Annotated in this window: 19 protein-coding genes; 13 read left to right on the top strand and 6 right to left on the bottom strand. The window is 66.5% G+C overall.

The window, feature by feature from the left end; all coding sequences use genetic code 11:
* Positions 1 to 1164 precede the first annotated feature (1164 nt).
* The 7 genes from B118_RS0118525 to B118_RS0118495 are packed head-to-tail and all read left to right on the top strand — an operon-like array spanning position 1165 to position 7526.
* Positions 1165 to 2016 (top strand): sugar phosphate isomerase/epimerase family protein, encoded by an 852-nt coding sequence (locus B118_RS0118525; RefSeq protein WP_043541564.1) that lies wholly within the window; start codon positions 1165 to 1167, stop codon positions 2014 to 2016.
* Entirely contained in the window at positions 2013 to 2948 is a 936-nt protein-coding gene (locus B118_RS0118520) for a Gfo/Idh/MocA family protein (RefSeq protein WP_028193202.1), read from the top strand. Before B118_RS0118525 ends, B118_RS0118520 begins: the two co-directional genes overlap by 4 nt.
* The gene (locus tag B118_RS0118515; protein WP_028193201.1) at positions 2908 to 4122 is read left to right on the top strand and encodes a methionine adenosyltransferase; all 1215 of its coding nucleotides are present in this window, start codon (positions 2908 to 2910) and stop codon (positions 4120 to 4122) included. The genes B118_RS0118520 and B118_RS0118515 overlap by 41 nt, the downstream gene beginning before the upstream one ends.
* On the top strand, positions 4119 to 4991 hold the full coding sequence (locus B118_RS0118510) for a phosphoenolpyruvate carboxykinase (ATP) (protein WP_028193200.1): 873 nt from the start codon (positions 4119 to 4121) through the stop codon (positions 4989 to 4991). The genes B118_RS0118515 and B118_RS0118510 overlap by 4 nt, the downstream gene beginning before the upstream one ends.
* A complete protein-coding gene (locus B118_RS0118505) occupies positions 4988 to 6046 on the top strand; it encodes a glycosyltransferase family protein (protein WP_028193199.1) in 1059 nt (352 codons plus the stop codon). Before B118_RS0118510 ends, B118_RS0118505 begins: the two co-directional genes overlap by 4 nt.
* On the top strand, positions 6043 to 6771 hold the full coding sequence (locus B118_RS0118500; protein ID WP_028193198.1) for a coenzyme F420-0:L-glutamate ligase: 729 nt from the start codon (positions 6043 to 6045) through the stop codon (positions 6769 to 6771). The genes B118_RS0118505 and B118_RS0118500 overlap by 4 nt, the downstream gene beginning before the upstream one ends.
* Positions 6768 to 7526, top strand: a complete 759-nt coding sequence (locus B118_RS0118495) for an NAD-dependent epimerase/dehydratase family protein (RefSeq protein ID WP_028193197.1) — start codon at positions 6768 to 6770, stop codon at positions 7524 to 7526. Before B118_RS0118500 ends, B118_RS0118495 begins: the two co-directional genes overlap by 4 nt.
* Positions 7527 to 7869: 343 nt before the next feature.
* Here the strand turns inward: B118_RS0118495 and B118_RS0118490 are convergent, their stop codons facing one another.
* A complete protein-coding gene (locus tag B118_RS0118490) occupies positions 7870 to 8526 on the bottom strand; it encodes an HAD family hydrolase (protein ID WP_028193196.1) in 657 nt (218 codons plus the stop codon).
* Between the two features lie 1136 nt (positions 8527 to 9662).
* Here B118_RS0118490 and B118_RS0118480 point away from each other — a divergent pair.
* The 6 genes from B118_RS0118480 to B118_RS28545 all read left to right on the top strand — a co-directional run bounded on the left by B118_RS0118480 (position 9663) and on the right by B118_RS28545 (position 16243).
* Positions 9663 to 10550, top strand: coding sequence for a replication-relaxation family protein (locus B118_RS0118480; RefSeq protein WP_028193195.1), 888 nt, complete (start codon positions 9663 to 9665; stop codon positions 10548 to 10550).
* 379 nt (positions 10551 to 10929) lie between these two features.
* Complete coding sequence (locus tag B118_RS0118475; RefSeq protein WP_337588124.1) at positions 10930 to 11850, top strand: DUF2637 domain-containing protein; 921 nt, start codon at positions 10930 to 10932, stop codon at positions 11848 to 11850.
* Positions 11825 to 12235: a hypothetical protein gene (locus B118_RS0118470; RefSeq protein ID WP_028193193.1), complete on the top strand. Its 411-nt coding sequence runs from the start codon at positions 11825 to 11827 to the stop codon at positions 12233 to 12235. Before B118_RS0118475 ends, B118_RS0118470 begins: the two co-directional genes overlap by 26 nt.
* Entirely contained in the window at positions 12232 to 13701 is a 1470-nt protein-coding gene (locus B118_RS0118465) for a tyrosine-type recombinase/integrase (RefSeq protein WP_028193192.1), read from the top strand. The genes B118_RS0118470 and B118_RS0118465 overlap by 4 nt, the downstream gene beginning before the upstream one ends.
* A gap of 149 nt (positions 13702 to 13850) precedes the next feature.
* Positions 13851 to 15512 (top strand): GmrSD restriction endonuclease domain-containing protein, encoded by a 1662-nt coding sequence (locus tag B118_RS28550; RefSeq protein WP_162173355.1) that lies wholly within the window; start codon positions 13851 to 13853, stop codon positions 15510 to 15512.
* Positions 15513 to 15523: 11 nt separating this feature from the next.
* Positions 15524 to 16243 (top strand): JAB domain-containing protein, encoded by a 720-nt coding sequence (locus B118_RS28545; RefSeq protein ID WP_050592833.1) that lies wholly within the window; start codon positions 15524 to 15526, stop codon positions 16241 to 16243.
* On the opposite strand, the gene B118_RS32175 is transcribed toward B118_RS28545, so the two are convergent.
* The 5 genes from B118_RS32175 to hsdR all read right to left on the bottom strand — a co-directional run bounded on the left by B118_RS32175 (position 16211) and on the right by hsdR (position 22880).
* Positions 16211 to 16948, bottom strand: a complete 738-nt coding sequence (locus B118_RS32175) for a restriction endonuclease subunit S (protein ID WP_162173354.1) — start codon at positions 16946 to 16948, stop codon at positions 16211 to 16213. The two genes, B118_RS28545 and B118_RS32175, sit on opposite strands and share 33 nt — an antisense overlap.
* Before the next feature lie 398 nt (positions 16949 to 17346).
* Entirely contained in the window at positions 17347 to 18840 is a 1494-nt protein-coding gene (locus B118_RS0118450) for a class I SAM-dependent DNA methyltransferase (RefSeq protein WP_043541560.1), read from the bottom strand.
* Between the two features lies 1 nt (position 18841).
* Positions 18842 to 19738, bottom strand: coding sequence for a nucleotidyl transferase AbiEii/AbiGii toxin family protein (locus B118_RS0118445; RefSeq protein ID WP_028193190.1), 897 nt, complete (start codon positions 19736 to 19738; stop codon positions 18842 to 18844).
* Positions 19735 to 20334: a type IV toxin-antitoxin system AbiEi family antitoxin domain-containing protein gene (locus B118_RS0118440; RefSeq protein WP_028193189.1), complete on the bottom strand. Its 600-nt coding sequence runs from the start codon at positions 20332 to 20334 to the stop codon at positions 19735 to 19737. Before B118_RS0118440 ends, B118_RS0118445 begins: the two co-directional genes overlap by 4 nt.
* Before the next feature lie 80 nt (positions 20335 to 20414).
* Positions 20415 to 22880, bottom strand: a complete 2466-nt coding sequence (gene hsdR / locus B118_RS0118435) for an EcoAI/FtnUII family type I restriction enzme subunit R (protein WP_155256565.1) — start codon at positions 22878 to 22880, stop codon at positions 20415 to 20417.
* Positions 22881 to 23246: the final 366 nt, after the last annotated feature.

The following is a 23246-nucleotide window of genomic DNA, read 5'->3' as shown; positions in this document are numbered from 1 at the left end:
ATCCGGTACGGCCGAACCGGCTGGATCCGGCTCGTGACAGCAACGCGGTCCTGGGCGTGTTCTCGCCTTCCGCCGGTGCACGGTACCGGGTAGGTGAACGCGCCGGACGGCGTGGCTGCAGTTGGTCTCCCGCTCGCCGTCGCTGCTACAGGGCGTGGCGGCGGGCGGGACTTCACCACCATGCGTGTCCCTGAGGAGGGCCGGTTCCGTGTTCGCAGGTGACTACTACTGGCTCGACCGCGATGACGCCACCGGTCTCGGCCGGCACATGTTCTGGGCCGTATCGGTAGCAACCCAGTTTGGGTGCGCCGCGGGAGTGACACATCAAGATCGCCAGCGCGGCGCACCTGGTCCACATCGGTCGAAACGGAAGGCAGGCATGGCGACCTACCACGGTGGCGAAAAGGTCGAACAAGCGCAAATAGCGTTGCAGCAACATGCAACCAGCAGTGCATCCGGAGCGTGCATTACCTGCCGCAGCCCCGGCCCATGCGCCCAGTTCGAGCAGGCGGCGAAAGTCTTCTGGCTTTCACTTCGGCTGCCTCGCCGAACTCCTGGCGCTACCCGACCCGAGCTAATCAATGCCAGACGAGTTGGTGATCGCGGGCTGCTGGCAAGCAGACCTCACCATCGTGTAACGGCAGCTCCCACGGCAAACGCGCGGCGGGCGCCGTCGGTGCTATCTGTGGGTAAGTCGTCCTGACTATCAGAGTGGGAGGTGAAGTGGTATGCCAGTTAAACCAGTGACCGTGCCACCGCTACCGGTTACCGCAAGAATGCCCCTGAATGGCGAGTCGAACACGGTAGTCGAATTGACTGAGCAGGCAATTGCACTGCGTAGCGTCCATGTTGAGCGCGATGGAATTTGTGCCGGATGCCTCGACATGTGGGCGCGGCTGGCGCCTCACCCGTGTCCGCAGGCGGACTGGGCAGAGCGCGTTCTCCAGCAGGCAACACCGACTGCTTGACATCCTTATCTGCTCCTGGCGCATTGCTCGATGCTGGAGGTGCCGCCTAACCCGCGTTTTCACCCTTGCGCTAACGAAGCAAGGCGATCGTTTATCGCCCTGGCCTTGCGGTCGCGGCTACCGGGTCGCGGGCTATTAGCGGCGGGAGGTCTCCCGCCCCTACCTACTACTGAAGGAGAAGACGGCCGTGGACAAAATGCCGGCGAGCAGGCTGGTGCTCAACCCTGACGAACTCAACTCCGATCCAGTGCCGGGCATGGACTTGGCGGTGAAGTTGGGCATTGGTCAGCTGGAGATCCGCTCAGCCGAGGGCGCCAATGCGGTTACGCTGCCCGACGACCGGGTTCGGTACCTCCGTACGCTGGCCGAGGAGCGAGGCCTGAAGGTGGCCGCGCTGGCTTCGCCGCTGTGGAAGTGGTGCCGGCCCGAGGCGACGCCCGAGAGGGTGGACACCTTCGGCTTTCCCACCCAGGTTCCGCCCGAGGAGCGGCTCGGCTGGATTGAGCGGGCCGTTGAGGCTGCCGTCATCCTCGGAGCCCCGGTGGTGCGGGTCTTCTCCCACCTGCGGGTCGAGCCGGAACTCACCGAGCAGCTACTCGGTGACCTGCTGTTGGTAAAAGCCCTGGACCTGGCGAACTCGGCTGGGGTGCGGCTGCTGCTGGAGAACGAGCCAGTGTGCACGGTCGCCCATGCCGAGTCACTGCTCGAGGTCCTGGATCGGTACTACGGGCAGGGCCTGGGACTGTGGCTGGACGTGGCGAATCTCCACGAGGTCGGCCAAGCCACCGGTGAGGTGGTCAGCTCCCTCGCCCCGTACGTGGGGTACGTGCACGTCAAGGACTACCGGCCCGCCGCTGACGGTGGTGGCCGGGTGTTCTGCCCGGCCGGTGAGGGTGTGGTGCCCTACGGCCAGGTGCTACCGCTGCTGCACGCAGCCCAGCCCGTGCTGCCGTACGCGCTGGAGACCCATGTGCGCGACACCCCAGCCGACGCCCTCACCTCTGGCGCCGCGTTCCTGCGCTCCGCTGTTCCCGGCGGTGTGGCATGAAGCGGGTGCTGCTGGTAGGAGCGGGGGAGGTCGGAGCCAAACACCTGGCCGCACTCTCCGGCGTTCCCGGCGTGCTAGTCGCCGGGGTCGCTGACCCCGACCCGTGCGTCGATGTCCCCAGGGGCGTGCCGGTGTTTGCTTCGTGGCGGGCGGCGCTGAGCGCCGCGACGCCGGATCTGGTTGTGGTGGCCACCCCGCCGGGGACCGCGCTTTGGGTAGCCCGGGAAGCAGCCCAGACCGGAGCCGCCGTGCTCGTGGAGAAGCCCTGCACCACCGAGCCGGCGGCCCTGGTGCCCCAGCCGGGCGACGGGCGGATCTTCGTCGCGTTCCAGCCGCACTTCGCCCCCGGCCTGAACGCCCTACTCGCGATGCCTCCTGCTGTTACACGCGCCGACGTGCTTCTGAGCGTGCACCGAGATCCCGGATACTTCCGCGGCTGGCGCCGCACCTACGCGGATGCCGGCGGAATCCTGCACCAGCAAGCCATCCACGGCCTGGCACTCGCCCTGCGGCTGCTGCCCGGCGACGTCGAAATGGTCAACGCAACGGTGACCCACAGCCGCGGCCTGGCAGAGACCGAGGACCAGGTCATCGCCGTACTCGCCCTGTCCGGCGGGGCCACAGTGCAGATCAACGCCCGGGTCGACCACCCCGGCCCACCGGCCCACGAGCTCATCCTCCACCTCACCGACGGGCGTCGGCTTCACGTACGCGGGCGGAACCTTGAAGCCGGACTCGGCGAGATCGCCGCCGCCCCCACGCATGAGGAACTGCGGCGCGCGATGTACGCCGCCGCGTTGAACGCTGCCGAGGGCCATCCGGCCCACCCCTGCCTGTTCTCGATGACGGCGCTACGGCGCCCTCTGGAGGTGATCGATCGTGTCTACCGCGATGCCCGCGTCGTCCGGACTGCGTACGCCGCTGCCGCATGAGCTGCCCGTCGAGGTCGTCGAACGCAAAGGGGTCGGCCACCCCGACACCCTCGCCGACGGCATCGCTGAGCTCGCCTCCATCCGTTACAGCAGGCACTGCCTGGACACCGTGGGGGCGGTGCTGCACCACAACCTGGACAAGGTCGCCGTCTTCGGCGGCCGGGCCGCCTTCAGCGACACCGACGGTGTGTACGACCGGCCGCTGCGAGTCGTCTTCGGCGGCCGGATCTCCACCAGCTTCGCCGGCCAGGAACTGCCAGTGCGGGAGATCCTCGAGCACGCGGCCGTTGACCACCTGCGTACCGCGCTGCCGGGCTTCGACCGCGTGCAGCTGGAGGTGAGACACGAGACGACCAACTCCTCCAAGTTTTCCCACTGGTTCGCCCCCCGTTCCTTGGACGATCTGCCCGAGAGGCCGAGGCCGTTTTCAAACGACACCGCCTACCTCGTCGGCTCGGCCCCACGCACGGTCACTGAGGCCGTGGCCCTGCTGGCCGAGGCGTGGTTCCGCCGCCACGCGTGGGCAGGCAGCGACATCAAGGCCCTCGCCGTCCGCAACGGCGCGACCTGGACGGTGACCGTGTGCGTGCCCGCCCTGGCCGGGCACCTGAGCAGCTCCGCCCAGTTCGCCGAGGCGGTCACCTCTGCCGCCGGCGAACTGACCGACCTCCTTGCCCAGCGGCTGCCGGGTCGGGTGTCGGTGCTGTGCAACACCCGCGATTCCCGCATCGGGCCCATCTCCGGCCAGTACTTCACGCTCTCGGGGTCGGCTGTCGACTATGGCGAGGATGGCCTCGTGGGCCGGGGCAACGCCCGCACCGGCGTGATCAGCGGTGCCCACCTGGCCGGGAACGAGGCGACGTTCGGGAAGAACCCGGCCTACCACGTCGGCAAGGTCGGCGGCTGGCTCGCCGATACCGCCGCCCACGCGGTAGCCACCGAGTTCGGACCATGCCGTATCGCCCTGCTGTGGCGCAACGGCGCCCGCTACGACGAGCCCGCCTCGATCGAGATCACCACGGTTAACCCGGCGCCGCTCGGGCCGGCCGAGGAGCTGGTGCGGGCCACGCTGTCCCGCACAGACTGGATGGCAGACCTGCTGACCGGGCGGTATTTGCCCGCCGTCGCCCCGGTCGACGAGCTGCTGGCCGCCCTGGAGCGAGCAGTCAGATGACCGTGCACCGGCTCGTCACTGGCCACATCTCCGCCCGCCTCGCCTTGCCCGAGTACCTGGACACCACCGCGGCGCAGGCCGCCAGCCGGGCCCTGCCCGGCGGCTGGACCCTGACAGCAGATCCCGCCACGGAAGCCGTGGACGTCGAAGTCACCACGGGGGCCGCGGCCGTCACCGTCGCGGCGGTCACCGTGCGCCTCCGGCTACCGGCACACGTGGCCGCCTCGAACTCTCTCGCCTACGTCACCTACACCGCGTTCGAACGTGCACGCCAGCACCAGCGCAAGGCCACCGTGCATGCCACAGCGCTGATCGCGCCCGACGGGCAGGCCGTACTACTACTCGGCGCGAAGGGGGCAGGCAAGACATCAACCGCACTCGCCCTCGCGGCGCAGGGATGGACCCATGCCGGAGATGACGTGGTCGTCCTTGGCGAGAGCGACGATGGCCGGGTGTCGGTGTGGCCCGGCAAACCTACCGCCGCTATCCGCGACCCCGCTCGGCCGCTCGCGCCCAAGCCTCAGCTCGCCCTGGAACCGTTCGCGACCGGCCTGGCCCCGCTTGCCCGGGTTGTGCGCATGGCCGTCCACCCTGCGCTCGACACCGCGTCGCTGACGCCTGCCGTGCCGTTGTCGGTAAACGAGCGGCTGCGACTGCACGAGACCTTGGGCCGCTACATCTCCGGCCTTCCCACCCCCATCACCGGCGTGGCCGGCGTGCCATACGGACCGGTGTGGCCCCTGGACAGCCCCGCCCTGGCCCGCTGGCGCAGCCACCTCATCGCCCGGCTCGCCGTTGGCCCGTTCGACTACCTATACGCCCCCGACCCGGATACCGCCGCTGACCTGCTGACCAAGGAGGCCGGATGAACTCCGCCGCGATCCTGCCCAGCCGCAACGAGCCAGCCACCATCGCCGCGGTCACCACCGCCGTTGACACCGCGCTCGCCGAGCACCGGTCCATCATCGTCCACGCCGACTCCTCCGACACCCTGGCGACCGCCGACCAATTCACCACCACCGCCACCCGGGCGGCCAAGGTGCCGCTGACCGGCCTGGTCCGGGGCAAGGGTGCCCAGATCCTGGCCGCAGCCCACCTTCCGGACCTCGCCGGCATCGATGCTGTACTGATCGCGGACACCGACACCCGGGGCCCCGACCCGGCCGTCTACGCCGCATTACTGGACCGCGTACGGGCTGGGGCCGCCATAGCAGTCGCGGACTACCCGCGGCACTGGGACGAAGCCAACCTCACCAACCACCTTGCCCGACCCCTTATCGCCGCTACCACCGGCCACGACGTGCCCCAGCCGCTCGCTGGGGACCTCGCCCTCTCCCGACCCGCCCTGGACGCCGCCCTCCGCGCTGCCCGGGCACTGCCTGCAGAGCTTTCGGCGTGCGTGGACGGCTACGGCATCGACGCATTCCTGCTGCTGACCGCCGCCACCGCCGGGCCCATCGCCTCCGTGCGATTCGACCAGCCCAAACAGCACGCCGGGTCCTTTGCTCACCTGGCGGCCATCTATCACCAGGCTGTCCCAGTCCTGCTGCACCTGACCAGGACAGGTAAACCGCCACCGGCCACGTCAGACGGTGCGACGGCGCACTACCGGGTCGCCGACCGCACCCTGGAATCCGCCCGCCTTTCGGACATGCTCACCACGCTGGACAGCTTTGGCCCGTATCCCGGCAGATACGATGAACACCCATGGCCAGAGCCCGTCGCGGACGCCTGGCGCAGCGTCAACTCCGGTACACCAGTGCGCGACGCGGCCCGTCAGCTGTGGCCGCACTACCTACGGCGCGTGACCGACTGGTTGACCAGGGGACCACGCGCCAGCACACGGCAGCGGGCCGAGACACTCGCCGCCGGACACGCCCGCCTGTACACCGCTGTCCTCACTCCCGCAGGAGCCCGACGATGACCGCCATCCCGACCTCTGGTTTCTCCGCTTTCGCGCTGGAACCTTTTCCCGAGCTCCAGCCTGGTGTGGACCTGGCGGGCGCTATCACCGGCGTTTTGGCCTGTACTGGCACCGAGTTGCAGGACGGGGATGTGGCGGTGGTGGCTTCCAAGGCCGTGAGTGTCGCGGAGAAGCGGTACGTCGACCTGGCCAGTGTCGTGGTTGGTCCGGAGGCGCTGGAGTTGTCCGCTCGCACGGGCAAGCCTGCCGAGGTCGTGCAGCTGATCGTGGATTCCAGCGACAGCTATTTTCTGGCCACCGACAGGGGCCCGATCATCGCGCGGCACCGGCTCGGCTTCCAGCTCACCTCCGCCGGGATTGACCGGGCCGGCCCGCAGGGTGCGTGGCTGTTGCCGGCGGATCCGGACGCCTCCGCCCGCGCCCTGCGCGACGCGTTGATCGCTCACACGGGTGCGGAGGTGGCGGTGGTGGTCGCGGACTCCGACGGCCGCGCCGACCGGCGTGGGGCGACTGTCATTTCGATCGGCGCGGCGGGTGTGGGGCCGCTGCGCGTCACGGAGCACGGCGGTAAGCGGCAGGAGGAGACTTTCACCGACCTGATCGCCGCAGCGGCCGGGATCATCCTCGGGCAGCGGGGCCGTGGGGCCCCGGTCGCCGTCCTGCGCGGCGTCGGCTACGAGAGCAGTGATGCGGGCGTGGTGTCGATGCTTCAACGCCGGCCGTGAGGCTGCTGCTCACGGGCGCCGCCGGGAGCATCGGCACCCGGCTGGCGGTCGATCTGGCCGCCCAGGGGATGTCGCTGCGGCTGCTTGACCGGCGGGCTTGTGCCGTCGAGCTGCCTGCGGGTGCCGAGTTCGTTCAGGCCGACCTGCGTGACCTGGATGCGGTCGAGAAGGCCAGCACTGGGGTCGCGGCCGTCGTGCATCTTGCGGGGATCACCCAGGAGGGACCGTTCCCGGAGTTGGTGGAGCACAACGTCACCGGCACCCACCACGTCCTGGAGGCGGCCCGCCGCCAGCGGGTGCGGCGGGTGGTGCTGGCCAGCAGCCACCACGTGACCGGCCTGAACCCCGTCGGCGCCTCGACCGCGCCGCTGGCCCCCGACAGCTTCTACGCGGTATCCAAGGTCACCGCTGAGGCGCTGGGCCACCTTTATGCCGACAAGACCACAATGCAGGTCGTCGCGGTTCGTATCGGTAGCTACCGAGATCACCCCACCGAGCCCCGTCACCGTGCGACCTGGCTGAGCCCCCGAGATGCCACCGCCCTGCTGTACGCCGCCGCCACCCGGCCCCTGACCTCCCCGTTCCTCACGGTGTACGGCACTTCTGACAACCGCGATTCGTGGTGGCCGCGCACTGGCTGGGACGCCCTCGGCTACCAGCCGGCTGACAGCGCCGACCGCCTATGCCCCGGTCTCGGGCCGCTGGCCGACCGCTGGATGGGCGGGGCCTTCGCCAACGCCGACCTTCCCACATAGGAATATAGGGAGGTCGGCCCCCGCGGGTGCCTGGATCTGCTGCGCCGCCGCGTCGACAGGCCCTGCCCGGTCTTGGATTTCTCCCCTGGGGGCGGGCTTTCCCTACTTGGGAAGGAGGTGGTAGTCGGTGAATGATCTGGTCCTTCGGGTCCAGTCCTAGCTGAGCGGCCGTGATCGGGTGTTGCTGGGCTGGTTGTACGACCACGGTGTCGGGACGTCGTTCCAGCTCGCGAACGCCTTGTTTTTCGTCGTTGGACGTCGGTCAGCGGCGGTTGCGGACCCTGTACCGGCTGGACGAAAGCGTTGCCGCCCTCACTGCCAGCCGGGCCGCGCTGCCGGGTAGTTAGCGTGCCGACTGGTTGTGCTTGTGTACGAGGTCAGGCAGCTCGGCCAGCGAGTCGAGCTGGAACACGCATCGGTCGCTGACCGTCTTGTCGCCGAGGATGTAGCCCCACGGGCCGCGACGGACCAGGGCGGTGGCGATACCCGCCTCCTGCGCCGGCCGGATGTCGTTGTCCAACCGGTCTCCGACGTAGAGCACCTGGTCAGCGGGGCATCCTGCCTCGGTGATTACGCGCTCGAAGAACGCGGTGGAAGGCTTCTCCACACCCCAGCCGTCCGAGGTGCCGATCACGTCGACCGGTAGGTCCAGGGCACGCAGGATTGTCTCCGCCCGCGCCGTCTGGTTGCCGGCGAGGCCGACCTGTAGCCCCGACTCGCGTAGCGCGGCCAGGCACGGCCGCGCATCCGGGTAGAGGTCTTCCTCGGTGAAGGACTCCGGTTGGCCCGCCGCCGTCCGGCGCTCCCGTTCCTCGGTTAGGTCGAAGCCCGGTCGGAAGACCTGGAACGTCTCCCGGTAGTCCAGGCCGCGAGCGATGGTCGCCCCGAAGACGGCCGAGAAGGTGTGGCGCGGCACCCCGAGCCAGTCCGCCCAGGTGCCGTACTCCCGGGACTCGTCAACGATGGTCTCGCCCACGTCGAAGAATACGCTCGTGATCACCCGGCGATTGTGCCTGGTGCTCCCATCAGGATCAACGTCTACGCGAGCCGAGCCGCCCGGCGGGCCAGTGCCGACCCGTCGGCCGCACCGACTACGACCCGGTGCGGGAAGCCGTGCCGGTCCGACTCACCGATGGGGTCCTCGGCGACCTGCACCCTGGCCGCTCGGTTAGCGGGAGCGCTGTTTCGCAAGGTGAGATGAGTGAACGGGTGGTTCAAGATTTTTCTGTCATTTTCGGCAGCGAATTCGTACCACTGGATACCAGTACGGGTCGACGGGTACCAGCGCGTCCTAATGGGTTCGGAAGAGTCATGATCGACTGCCGGTGATGTTGGTTGACAGGGTGCTGCCGGCGGAGGCGTACTGATACGAACGCGACCGCGTGACGGTCTGCCCGCCATGTTCGATCGGCCGGGGTGGTGGCGCTCCTTCGGGAGCGTCGCCGGTCGTTGGAGGCTTGGGAGTGGGCGGGCTGTCGATGGTGTCGAGTGACAGGGGAGTCGTCATGAAGGATCTTTCTCCGGCGGGTTGAGTCGACGCCCCACCGGGCCGTCGTGATGTCGACGATTCCCGGAATTACTGTTCTCAGGCTGAGGTGAGCCCGCTGCCAGCGCGGCACGCTGCCGCCCGCTTGCCCTCCGTAACTGCGACCGCTGTTCCTGCTGCCGCGACAACAACCTCACTGGTGGTCGTGTCGGCTTGTTGCTGCCCTGATCCGTGCCTCGGGCCGGCCGGTGTGCCGGTTGGCGTGTTCATTGAAAACTCCACAGTGCGCCTTGCCGTCGTCTCCCGCGCCCGGCGGTGGCTGCGGCGCACACCTATGGCGTTATGACCATCGACGCCCCACATTCTTTCGATCAAGGAGCTCTTGTGTTCTCTGTACATCCTGTCTCACCGCGTTCCGGCTTTCTGCCGGTGGCGCTGACAGATTCGGTGTTGACCTCCGTTGCGGGGTCCGGGTTGACGTCCCCGCTGGGGTCAGTCTTCAGCCGGACACCCGAACGGACCCCATTTCCCGCTCACACCGCAGGTCAGCCCGTCTGTCAACACTGGCTGGTTGTGCTGCGACAGACCCGTCCTGGTCTCGGGTCTCTCCCCCTGGGAAGGCATACGTATCAGAAAGGAGGCGATGGTGGATGGATGATCCGGTTCTGCGGGTCCAGTCGCAGCTGACCGACCGTGACCGGGTCCTGCTGGGCTGGCTGTACGACCACGGGGTGTTGACGTCGTTCCAGATCGCCGAGGCGTTGTTCCCGTCGTTGGACTTCTGCCAGCGCCGGTTGCGGACCCTGTATCGGTTGCGGTTGGTGGCCCGGTTCCGGCCGCAGCGCGCTGACGGCGGCTCGTATCCGTATCACTACGTCATCGACCAGATGGGTGCCGAGGTCGTCGCCGCCAGCCGCGACGAACGCCCACCCCGGCGCGACCACGCCCGGGTGGAACGGCGACGCTGGACCTCCACCCGCAGCCTCTCTCACCGCCTCGGGGTGAACGGCTTCTTCACCGACCTGGCCGGGCACGCCCGTACTCATCCGGGCACCGGGTTGGTGGAGTGGTTGCCGGAGATGGTGTGCCAGCGTGCCGGGACGTTCACCAGCCAGCAGGATCCGGGGCTGGTGCGGGCGTATCAGCCGAGGGTTCGCCCGGACGGCTACGGCCGGTGGGTCGAGAATGATGTCGAGGTGCCGTTCTTCGTCGAGTACGACACCGGCGCCGAGCAGTTGTCGATCCTGGCCGGCAAGGTGGACGGCTATCGGGAGCTTTTCGGCGCGATCGGGCGGGCGTGGCCGGTGCTGTTCTGGCTGCACTCCGCTGCCCGAGAGTGCAACCTACGCCGCGTGCTGGCCGACGTGCCGCTGGCGGTCCCGGTCGCCACCGGGGCCCGCGACCACGCCGCGATGACGGGCCTCGGCCCGGCAGCGGCGGTGTGGGCCGTGGCCGGCCGCGAAGGGCAGCGGCTGCGGCTGGCAGATCTGGCCAGGTATGCCGTTGACGCATCCGGCCGGGAGGGTGCGGCTGCATGATCGGCGACGGCACGACGGCCGTGGACAGTACCTCCGCGGCGGAGCTCACATCAACGGCCGGCGTCTGTCACGGATCTGTCGTGAGCAGCGCGGTCGGCGCTGACAGATCCGTGAGAGCACCAATCGTCCGCTCCCCACAGCGGCGGAACCAGTCTCGGTCCGGCGTCCGCGTCGGGTGGTCCGCGACCGGTGTCCGGTCCCCGTCCCGACTGTTGTCCGACGCCAGGTCAGTCCGTTCCTCGGGTCCTGCCGCCTACCGCTGGCGGACGGACCGGAACACCGGTCAGTGCTGAGGAGGTGATGGGCCACGACAACGCCGGTCCCTGCCCCGGACGGCAGTCCGCGCGATAGCCGCGTCGAGGGCATCGTCCAGGTCGTCATCATGCTGGCCATCGGCGGCGCAGCGGGGGCGGCCAGCTTCACCCACGTCCACAACGTGGCCGCCGCACACGGCCAACCCGGTTGGCTGGCCTGGGCCGACGCGATCGTCCTGGAACTGATGTCCATCGCCTCTGGCCTGGAACTGCGCCGCCGCAAACGCGCCCACACCTCCACCGTGTTCCCCGCCACCGTGCTGACCTGCGCCGTCACCCTGTCCCTGGCAGCGCAGGTCGTCGAGGCCGAACCCTCGATCATCGGGTGGATCGCCGCCGCCGTACCCGCGCTCGGATTCCTCGTCATGGTCAAGATCGCCCTCGGCCGGACCAGCACCGCCACGCCCGCCAACACCGCCTGGACGGTTGAGGACGGCCGACGGGATGAGGCCGGGCGGACCGTTCCGGACAGCGGACCGGACGAGACGGTACGGTCCGCTCTCACGGCGGGGGAGCGGTCCAGCACCCGGACCGTCCGCTCACCGGATGCTCGTCGCCGACAAGGCGGACGGGAACGGCGGAGAACGGACCGGGGACCGTCCCCGCAGCCGTCCCGCGCGGTGGCCGAGCTGCTGCCAGCGGCGCGAAAGGTCCGGGACCGGCTCGCCGAGGACGGGCAGGCACTGACCCGGGCGGCACTCGCCGAAGCCCTCCGCGCAGCAGGTCACACCGTGTCCAACACCCGAATATCCGAACTGCTCAAGACCCTCAAGGTCGAGTCGTCGGCACCACCTGAGCTGATCGCGAGCCCGGCCGTGCCGACCAACCCGACGCCACCGCCTCTGTCACCGGAGCGGCGCAACGGTGGCGGAGCAGCCACCCCTGCCCCGGTCGACCCCGACGGAGCTACCCCGTTCCTACCGCACAGCCATCCATCTCAGAACCAGGAGAACCCTGATCATGAACAGCCCCACGAATCACGCTGACCAGACAACCCGCACCACGACCGACAACACCACCACCGCGCCCGGCATCGGGGAGGTGTGGACGATCGAGCGCATCCGTGCCCTCGGCGTCACCACCACCCTCGCCACCACCGCCTCGGTGCTCGGGATCAGCCGATCCCAGGCGTACCGGCTCGCCGCCACCGACCAGTTCCCCGTACCGCTGTTCCGGGCAGGCAGCCGCATCATCGTCCCGGTCGCCGGCCTCCTCCAACTCCTGCTGGTCGGGAACCCCGCTTCAACCGACGACCACCGACGACTTGATGCCGACGCGAAGGTGAGCGTGGATGCAACGACCCCGCCACCAGCGGATTCCACCCGGCGCCGCTGGCGGCACCAAACCGAGCATCCAGGAGACGACGAGTGAAGGGATCGACCTTCAAACGCTGCGGCTGCCGCGACAGCGTCACGGGCCGCAGGCTGGGACGCTCCTGTCCCCAGCTGCGCCGGCCCGGTGGTGGCTGGTCCCGCACCCACGGCCACTGGCACTGGCAGATCGAGATCCCCGCCCGCGTCGACGGCACCCGCCGCCCGCTACGCCACGGCCCCTACACCACCCAAGCCGACGCCGACACCGTCCTCGACCGCATCCGGGCCGCGCTCGCCGTCCCTGACCCCACCGATCCGCACTCCACCATCAAGACCGGTGACCTCATCGAGGCCGCGGTGAAAGCCGGCACGCCCGTTCCCAACCCGGATCAGGTCCGGCGGGCGCTGCACCTGGACATCACCCCCACCGAACTACCGACGATGGAGGCGTATCTGACCGACTGGCTCGCCGGGCGCAAGAACATCAAGGCAGGAACCCTGCGGTCCTATGAAGGGCACATCCGGCTGTACCTGATCCCGCACCTCGGCTACCTACGCATCGACCGGCTCCGCCCCGGCCACATCGACGCCATGTACGACGCCATCGCCGTACGCAACACCACTATCGCCACCCTGCGCGCCAGCCGCGACCCCGCTAAACGCGCCCAGGTCAAGAACCAACGGATCGTCGGCAACCGGACCCTGCACGTCATCCACGCCACCCTCCGCAAGGCCCTCAACGACGCGATGCGCCGCCACCGCTACCTCGACACCAACCCCGCCCTCATGATCGAACTACCCACCGCCCGGCCACCCAAGCCCACCATCTGGACCGACCAACGCATCCGCACCTGGCGCGACACCGGCAAGCCACCCAGCCCCGTCATGATCTGGACACCCGAACACACCGGCCGATTCCTCGACCACACCCACGACGCCGGCGACCGCCTCTACGCCCTCTACCACCTCATCACCTTCACCGGCCTCCGCCGAGGCGAAGCCTGCGGCCTGCACTGGGACGACCTCGACCTCGACGCCGCCACCCTCACCGTCCGCTGGCAACTCGTCCAACACGGCTGGGCCACCGCCATCGACACTCCGAAAACCACGGACAGCGAAGCCGCGGTCGCCCTCGACACCGAGACCGTCGCGGTGCTGCGCGCCCACCGCGCCCGGCAACACCGTGAACGCCTAGCGGCAGGTGTCGCCTGGACCAGGACAGGGCTGGTGTTCACCACGCCCACCGGTGAGCGGCTCCACCCCGCCGATGTCACTGATCACTTCCACCACCTCGCCACCCAAGCCGGCCTACCACCCATCCGACTCCACGACCTCCGCCACGGCGCCGCCACCATGGGCCTCGCCGCCGGAGTCCAAATGAAAATCATCTCCAACCGACTCCGCCACTCCAGCCCACACTTCACCGCCAAGTTCTACGGGGACGTACTGCCCGAGCTATCCCACGCCGCAGCCGAAGCCACCGCATTGGTCGTACCCCGCCGATGCGGCACGAAAGGGGCGTGAGCACCGATTCAATGCGACGCGGCGGCATGTCGGTGTCTCTCTATAGGATGCGCAGAACACTCCTCCCGGCGACCACACAGGGGGCATGGCCAGTGACCGCACCAAGCCGATGGCGCCAGCCAGCGGGTCCAGAACCAACGATCGTGCCGATGACTCGGCTCGCAGATCGCGTGCTGACGGGCGAAATCGTGCTGCCGAAGTACCAGCGCGCGTTCGTGTGGGGGCCGCACCAGGTCCTCGAGCTCCTCGACTCAGTCCTGCGCAACTATCCAATTGGCAGCCTACTGTTGTGGGAAACCACCGAGCAGCTTGCGAGCGAGCACACTGTAGCTGGCCTCGCTGTGGAACGTCCACGGCCGGGTCGAGCGGTGAGATACATCCTGGATGGCCAGCAGAGGCTGGCCAGTGTGCTCGGTGCCCTGCATGGAGGCACCGGTCCTTGGGACATCGTCTACGACCTACAGAAGGAGCAGTTCTTCCATAACACCCCGGATGCAGCGATGGCCGCGCATCTCGTGCCTATGCGTGCGGTGAGCTCGGCGAGTCTTCTCTTTGGGCAGGTTGCCGAGCTTCCCGCCGACTTACGAGAACGCGCCACGCGCCTGTACGAGCAGTTCGCCAACTACCTGGTCCCCGTGGTCACGTTGGACCACATGTCGGCAGAGGAGTCGGCGCGGGTCTTCGTACGGATCAACAGCACCGGCACGATGATGAACATCGTCGACGTGGCACGGGCGAGTACGTGGAGCCCGGAATTTGATCTCAAGGTTGAGATCGAGTCGCTACTTCAGGTGCTGGACGCGAAGCAGTACGGACGCGTGGACACCATGACCATGCTCCGCACGATCGCGGTCGCGGCCGGCTTCGGGTTCTCCAGGCAGGAGATCAACCGCCTGCGAGAGTTGGATAAGCCGTGTCTCCGGGAGGCCGTCAAGGAAGCGGGGAAGGCAGCCGAGCGTGCGGTGGACTTCCTCAGTACCCAGATCCGCACTCCGCACGCCGACGCGCTGCCCTATTACAACCAGTTTGCAGTGCTTGTGGAGGTGTTCCGGCAGCTGCCAAAGCCCTCGTCGGTGCAGTACGACGCGTTGCGCCGCTGGTTCTGGCTGACCGCTAGCGGCGAGTACTTCAAGGGCTGGAGCGAGGCACAGATGACACAGGATGCGCAGGCGGTAGCCGCGTTCGCTCGGGGAGAAGCCGGTGAGGTCGACACGGTTGCGGCACTGCCCCGCAGCGCCCTATGGCGGCATAGTACGTTTTCGAAACGGAACGCTCCGAGCAAGCTGCTCGCCTTGATCCTCGCGTACGAAGACCCACTAGACTTGCTTACGGGGCAGCGGATCGATGTGGGCAGAGCTTTGTCCTGGCAGAACGACAAGGAGTTCCATCACTTCTTCCCCCGGGCCTTCCTGCGTGCGCGCGGAGTCAACAGCGCTCGGGTCAACGTCTGCGGCAACCTTGTCATGCTGACATCGAACAGCAACATCTGGGTGTCCGCCCGCCCGCCGTCGCGATATCTGCGGGACCTGGTCGATATCGAGGGAGAAGGAGCACTCCGGCAGCGGCTGCGGACCTGCCTGGTGAACGAGGACGCGTACCAGGCGGCTCTACGGGACGACTACGACACGTTCCTGCGGGTGAGGTCCGAGACGCTACACCGACGGCTGTTGCAGCTGATCGGGGTGGCGGCAGAGCCGACGAACGTCGCCAGCAGCAGTGCCAGGCCGCTAGCAGGAGACGAGATCATCGGTTCGGACCGTGATGCGGATTCCCTAGCCGATGAACCAGTCGACCTCGACTCGGTGGACTGAGGGAACACGCGATGCGCATCGCCGATGTCCCTGTCAACGACCGGCCACGGGAACGGCTCCTCAACCGAGGCTCGGAGGCCCTGTCCGATCGGGAATTGGTGGCACTGCTGCTGGGCTCCGGTACCGATGGCTGCGACGCCGTGGAGCTTGCCAGCCAGCTCATCGCCCGGCACGGCGGACTGTACGAGCTGTCGCGGACTGACGCGCACGAGATCGCAGCGGGCATGGCAGGCATAGGCCCGGCCAAGGCCGCCCGGGTGGCAGCGGCGTTCCAACTCGGTCGCCGGGTGCGGCCGGCGGACCCGCAAGGGCGCCGACGGCTTCGTGGCTCCGCAGATCTGGCCGCCGTGGCCAGACCACTGCTGGCCGGACTGCGGCACGAGCGGGTGGTGGTCGTGATCTGCGACAGCGCCAGCGTGGTGCTGCGGACGATGGTGTTCAGCGAAGGCGCGGTCGATCGCTCCCTCCTTCCGGTCCGAGATGTTCTGGCTTTGGTGCTGGCGACCGGAGGTACGGCGTTCGGGATAGCCCACAACCATCCGAGCGGACGGGTGGAATCCAGCGAGTCCGACCGCCAAGCCACAGCCCGCTTGGCGGCAGGGGCGGAGGCGGTCGGACTTAAGTTCCTGGATCACCTGGTTGTCACGGACCGGGACTGGCGCCGGGTGCAGCACGGTTGCGGCTGGGCTCCGATCGCACTACAGATTTCCGGCGAAAGCCGCGTTCAGTAAGGCGATACGTAGAGCGGCTACATGGGCGGTTTGCTTCGTGCCAAGCTCAACCGCGCTCCCGACCGTGGTGAGCTGCTGCGCGATACGTCGCTGCTGAGGGAGTGAAGGCAGTGGGATCTCCGTCGCCAAGAGCCGGTCGACATTTACCCGTTGTCGCCTGGAACCCATTCCCGTGCCCTTATCTTTCAGAGCGTTATGCAGGCCGGGCCATCGAGCCAGATGGCCCATGTACTCTACGTCGGCGGCGGAGTGGTCGATGTCGAACGTCGGGAACTCGTGTGATACGTGGACACCTTCGAAGTCGGAAGGCACAACCGCGAGTGAACCCTCCCAGCCAAAAAGCTTGCTGTAGACAAACTGGCTTGTGTGAAGGCGGTTATATCGCGTGTATTTGGTGTCTCTTCCGGGGATGGCTGGGCGACGGAAGAGGCCTCGTCCGCGATTCAGGATACCTGCAGTTTGGTAAATCCCATCTGGGTCGACCTCCACAAAGTCGCTGTTTGGGTCCAGTGCGGTTGAGAGCGGAGCGCGACTTTCGATAGGTTGGAGTAGTGCGTCCGCGTGCTGTAAAGCGATCCGAATGGAGCGTTCGCGTAGAGAATTGTAGTGCATGAGTTGCAAATTTGCGCCGTCTAGCTTGTCGGCAATGCGGCGCTGTTCGACGATATCCGGAACCTCTACTTCGATGTTCTCGAAGGACCGCATGCTAAGGGTCCTGTTCCTATCGGCTGATCCGGGTGACGCTTGTCCTATTTTCCGGATACCATCGTGCGTTAGAAAGTAGTAGCGCAGGTACCGTACGTCCACCTCTTCTCGCCGTGGGACATAGAAGAGGAATCGGCTGGACGCGACGGATTTAGTGTCACCCTTTTCGGTTACTGCTATCGCGCCTTCCCATGCCTTTATGTTGCTGAGGGCCAGCGCATCAGGTGGGAACCTAAAATGGGGCAGCTTAGTAAGCTCTTGACCGCTACAGGGTTCATAGTGGAAGATTCCTCGCCCGAATGACCGGATTCCGAGCGCCACGTATTGGTCGTCAGCACTCACAGTAACCGAACGGCGACCCAAAACTAGAACATCTCCCATTCGAACGGTGCGGCGCTTCACAGCTTGCCCTCCAACCGTCCACGCAGATCCTCGAGTAGCGATAGAATCTCCTGTTCGGTCTTGACGAGATCATTTAGAAGATCTTTCGGCGGGCGGTGGGCCAGTTCGTCGCCCGTGTGCGGGTTTGCAATGTCAAGGTTGTAACCGGACTGCTCGATGTCGCTTGCCGGGACCTTCCAAGCGTTGGGTCCTTCTTCGCGGTTCTCGCGTTTTTCGCCGCCCCACCATTGGATGCAGGGCTTGAACTCCTCGACCCGCATTGGTTTGGTCTTGGTGTAGCTGCGCCGGCCGCCCGGAGGGGAGATTTCGTAGAACCAAACCTGTTCCGTCGGCTGGCCCTTTTCGAAGAACAGAAGGTTCGACGGGATCTGGGTGTAAGGTGCGAAAGTGCCCTGCGGCAGTCGGACGATGGTGTGCAGGTTGCACTCTTTCATCAGCTTCTTCTTGATGCGGGCACCGATACTGTTCTCACCCGTGGCGAACAGGCTGCCATTCGGCAGGACTATTGCGCAGCGGCCATCTCGTTTCAGTTGATCCAGGATCGCGTGAAGGAATAGCCACGACGTCTCCTGGGTTTGGTAGCCCTTGGGGAACTTCTGGACGACCGAGCGCTCTTCCTCGCCGCCGAACGGCGGATTGGTCAGCACCACATCGACCCTGTCCGCCGCCGTGGCGTCACGCATCCGCAGCAGCGCGTTGTCCCGGATAAGGCGCGGTGCATCGATGCTATGCAACAGCATGTTCATACTGGCCAGTAGATAAGGCAGCGGCTTCTTTTCGATGCCTCGTAGATTCGCCTGTACTTGCCTGCGCTGGGTGTCTGTCTCGATCAGTAGTCGAAGTTCCTCGTATGCCTGCACCAGGAAGCCCCCCGTGCCACAGGCCGGGTCTAGGATCGACTCGCCTAGCTTGAGAAAAGACTGTTGCACCATGAAGCGATTCACCGGGCGGGGGGTGTAGAACTCGCCGGAGTCGCCGGCCGCATCGCGCATCTCCTTCAGAATCGACTCGTACACGAAGGACATGGTGTGGATGTCGTCCGACGAGTCAAAGTGGATCTGATCTACCAGATTCACCAGATCCCGCAGCAGAGTTCCCGACTGCATCCGGTTAATGACGTCTTGGAAGATGGTCGACAGGACGTTGCGCGGATCATCGGCATTGCCGGCGCTGTCCTTCAGGCCGGCGAGGTAGGGGATCAGCTTCCCGTCGACGAACGTCTTCAACTCGGCGCCGCTGAAGTCGCGATCTGCCGCCCAGTCCGACCAGCGGTACGGCTTCTCGATGGCGGGCCGATAGTCGGGGTTTAGCATCGGCCCCACCTGCTCGACACGCTGGTCGAATGCCTTGAGGAACAGCAGCCAGGATAGTTGGGGGAGCCGGTCGAGGTCGCCGTTGAGGCCGGCGTCCTTGCGCATGGTGTCGCGGGCCGATTTGATGATGGACGCGAGCCGTGCTCGCGACGTGGTGCCCGTCTTCGCGGATGCCATCTTAATCTTTCTGTTCCGGGTCAGTGTTGCCGTTGTCGAGTGATGCGGCCCAGAAGCCGCGCACGAGTTCGAGCCCGGCTTCCAGCCGGGGTGGGGTTTCGGTCAGGCCCTCGGCCATGTCGGGGTAGGTGTCCGCCCAGGCCGGAGGCGGGTCGGGAAGCGTGCCCGGGATCGGGTGCGTCGCCCGTACCACGAAGACGTGCCGTACGGCGTTGACCACGGCAGCGTCTGCTGCCAATCCGCTCTCGATGAGCAGAACCAGGTCCACGAGGTCCTTGACGCGGGTGTTAGGGCGGCCTCCGTAGTCTCGGGTGAATGCGTGGATCTTCTCCGCGAAGTGTTGGCGGCGGTCCACGGCTTGGATTTCCCTGGGCGGCGTTCCGGCGAATGCCAGCGTGTTGGGCAAGGCGAGTCGCTCGATGCGAGAGATTTCCTCACCACGCACAACGACGTCGATGCGTACGGTGGCAAAGGTCCGGCCCGCTAGCCGACTCTCGAGAGAGAAACGCCAGCCGCTGCGGCCGGCGGTGTCCGCCTTCAACGGAGTGGGCGGAGACACCTGGAAGAGGAATCCATCACCATCCGCATCGAGCACGAGCGCGTCGATCAGGAGGTCTCGTACTTCCCGGCCGTCTAGCCCTGGGCCGCCGTCAGGGCAGGCGGCGAGGTCCATGTCCTTGGTGGCGCGGGCCTTGCTGTGAAGGCGAAACTCCAGAGCGGCACCGCCCTTGAGTATCCAGCCGCCGGTAGGGTCGGCCGAGAGACGGGCTGCGACGCGGTCGAAGACGACGAGGCGGCGTCGCCTTGCCAGATCGGTCCCGGTGTCGGTTGCCTCCTGGTTGAGCCGGGTTTCGAGGGCCCGGCGTAGCGCGCTCGCACTCCGGTACCTTTCGGTCATGGCACCTCCCGCAGCGCCCGCTCGACACCGAGTTCCGATCGGGCACCGAGACGTTGGGCGGCGTCAAGGAGACGCCGATGGGTAGTCAGCCCTTGTTGAAGCGCCTCGGCAACGGCGGAGTCCAGTAGGTCTTGATCCACACGCGTGGCTGCGCATTCGGCGATCGCGCGGACGGGTGTGGTGACCCGGTAGCCCTCACGTTCTTCGATTTCGTCGGCGGCGAGGTCGGCCCGGTGGAGGATTACGGCGGTGTCCTTCTGCCGGAATCCGGGCGGTACGGTGAGGTGTATTCCGGACGGGTTGGCCGTTCCCAGGTCATGGACGGACAACGCGGTGGTGTGCGAGACAGTCGCGCGGCCCCTGCTCCACAGGGCCCAACGCACCAGATGGTCGTCCGCGCCGCCCGGCAATGTGCTGAACTCTCGAAAGCGATAGATGCCCCGGTCGACGGGGGTCCAGTTGCCTCGCTGCGCGTGGTGGCGCTGCGCCTGGTACGAATATCCTGCCTCCAGCGCCTGTCTGGCGGTGAAGTAGCCGCGCTGTCCGCTCGCGATGCGCCAGAGGGCGGCTCGCGTGTCGGTACGGTCGTGGAGCACACGGCTACCCTAGCATCCCGAAATCCTATAAGAAAACTTTAGTTTCGTGCGGGCATGTCGCCCGATGCTAAAAATGACTATTAGGATGCCTCGATTAGGCGCCTGCTCAAGTCGTCGATCGCCTCGTGCAGAGGTTGCGCGCCGCCGAACCGGGCCGCGAGTTCCACCACCGATCCCAGGTCAGTGAAGGGTCGGACCGCAAGGGTCTCTGGCTTGAGCTGCGGCGAGCCGTACTCGGCGAACTTCAGCAGCATCTCGTCCAGCACCTGTCGGGCCTGTGGCTGGAAGGAGTCTAGAAACTCTTGGTGCTCGTGCAAGAACCGGTACAGCCGCTCCTCGCGGCTGACTAGAGGCAGTCCCCAGGCCACGTTGAGCAACAGATCGATCGGGTCGACGTCCGGGCTGCCGAACTCCGCAGGCAACCCCTCGGCCTCGACGTCGGCCTTTCGTAGGATTGTCATGATTTCTCGCCGGCTCCTGGCGGCAGCCCAGCGAGAGCGCAGCTTGTCCGGTGCCAGGTCGAGTTCCAGGACGCGATCGTGAACCCACTGCTGGATCGTCACCAGCCTCATCGTCCGGCCGTCCGTATCCAGCTGGTAGCGCCGCTCGCCCCACTTGTACACCTGTACGCCGCTAACCACGTAGCGCCTGCCACGGGACCGAATGCGATCCACCTCGTCCGGGTCGTTCACCACCCCGTCTGGCGAGGACGCGTCGAAGGTACCGCCCTCCTCTTGTACGTACTCGGTCTCCGGCTCAGCGACGGTGTCAGGGTCGACCTCGTCGCCGTCCGGCGCCTCAGGCGTACTCTCCAGCAGATGTCCCTGCTCATCTGCCGTGTCCCGAACGACTCGCAGCGGCGGGCCGTCGAACCCCGGATCGTTGAAGAGCCTGGTGGCCTCGACGAAGTCGATGATGTCGAAGGAGCCCTTGCCGATCTCCGGGCACAGGCGGGTGCCACGCCCGATGGTCTGCTTGAACTCTGGCATTGAGCCGATACGGCGGAATAGCACGATGTTGCGCACGGCCGGTAGATCGATTCCCGTGTTGAGAAGCTTGGACGTTACGGCGATCACCGGTTCGTCGGAGTCGTCCTTGCGGAACTCGTCCAGCAGCGCCCGTCCGTGCGGCCCGTCGGCGTCCGTGATGCGGACGACGTAGTCGTGGCGCGAGTTCACCTCTGCCGAGGCGGCGTTGAACAGGTCTTTACGCATCCGCGCGGCGTGGTCGTTGTTTTCGCAGAACACGATGGTCTTGCCATGCTTGCCGTCTTCTGCAGTCGAACGCAGGTAATCGATCACGTACTGCGCCGCGGTCTCCGTGCGCTCCAGGATGATCATCACACGTTCGAAGTCCTTCGGCCCGTAGATCCCTTCCGGGATCTCGTTGCCGTACCGGTCCCGCTGTCCCGGCACGGTCTGGTATCCCTCCATGTCCACGTTGAGCCGGACGCGGCGCACCCGGTAGGGCGCGAGGTAGCCGTCCTCAATGCCCTCGGCTAGAGAGTAGGTGTAGACAGGGTCGCCGAAGTAGTCGAGGTTGTCGGCATCCTTCTTGCTGATCGGGGTGGCCGTCATGCCGATCTGCGTCGCTGGGGCGAAGTGCTCCAATACCCGGCGCCATTGCGAGTTGTCTCGGGCGCTGCCGCGGTGGCACTCGTCCACGATCACGAGGTCGAAGTAGTCGGCGTCGTAGCGCCGGAACAGTTCCTCCTCGTCACCTTTCTCCAGGGCCTGATATAGGGCGAAGTAGATCTTCCGGCCTTGGACCGGTTCGCCACTGATCTTGTGGACGTCATCTGGCCCGAAGACCGGTAGGAAATATCTATCCTTCGGGTCATCGACGAGCATTGAGCGGTCCGACAGGTACAGCACCCTGGGCCTACGCCCGTCGACCCAGCGGGATCGATAGAGCTTGGCGACCGTCTGAAGCGCCACCATCGTCTTTCCGGTCCCGGTGGCAAGCACGAGCAGGATCCGCTTCTGGCCGCGTGTGATCGCCGCGAGCGTACGGGCCACCGCCACCCGTTGGTAGTAGCGCGGGCGTTTTGCGGTGTTGTCGGAGTTTCGCAGTCCGTGTTCGTAGGGCGCCTCGAGTAGTTCTCGTCCGACTTCGGTGTCAGCCTGCAGGTCAGTGACGTATCGGGCCCACAGCTCGTCTGGGGACGGGAAGCGGTCGACGTCGCGAATGGCGGGGGCGGTTCCGCTGTAGTCGATCTCTACAATCTGGTGGCCGTTGGTGGCGTAGGCGAAGGAAAGTCCCAGCTTCGCGGCATACCTGCGTGCCTGCTCTACCCCGTCGTTGGCGTCAATGCGCCACCGCTTGGCCTCCACGACCGCGACGGCAACGTCCGGCGTGTACTCCAACACGTAGTCGGCGATCAGGGGATCATCCTGGGCATGACGCTTGGGTGTGGGTGTCAGGCGGCCGTCGTTGATCCGGAACTGCGGCCGGATCTGCTCATCTGCCCATCCGGAGGCTTTAAGGGCGGGGATTACGAAGGCCCTGCAGGTCTCGTCCTCGCTCATCCCGTAGCTGACTGTCACCGTGTGTACCTTAGTGCCACCCTTGGATGCCTGTCTTCCCCTGCTGAGCTCGGTTGTCGTGACTCGGCCTCATCGTTCCCACCTCTATCGCCGGCAGGGCAGGCGGTCCATCGGTCGCGGCTGCGGGTGCTCCACGGATGCTCGGAGGCCGTGGGAGCGGTTCGGATGCTGGCAGACTTCGTGGGACTACGCTGGCGCAGAATCAGCGCGAAACGAGCACTGTATGGACCCCTGAGCCCGGATGGGACAGAAGAGCACGGATCAACGCTGGCTCTTAATCCGCGGGTTCGGGGTTCGAGTCCCTGGCGGCGCACCAACGAGCAAGGCCCTGACCTGGTACTTCTGTGCCGGTCGGGGCCTTCTTCG

The organism is Salinispora pacifica CNR114 (genome assembly GCF_000514775.1).
Taxonomy (GTDB): Bacteria; Actinomycetota; Actinomycetes; order Mycobacteriales; family Micromonosporaceae; genus Micromonospora; species Micromonospora pacifica.
Note: the sequence above shows the minus strand (reverse complement) of the source record. Positions and strands in the feature narration are given on the sequence as shown.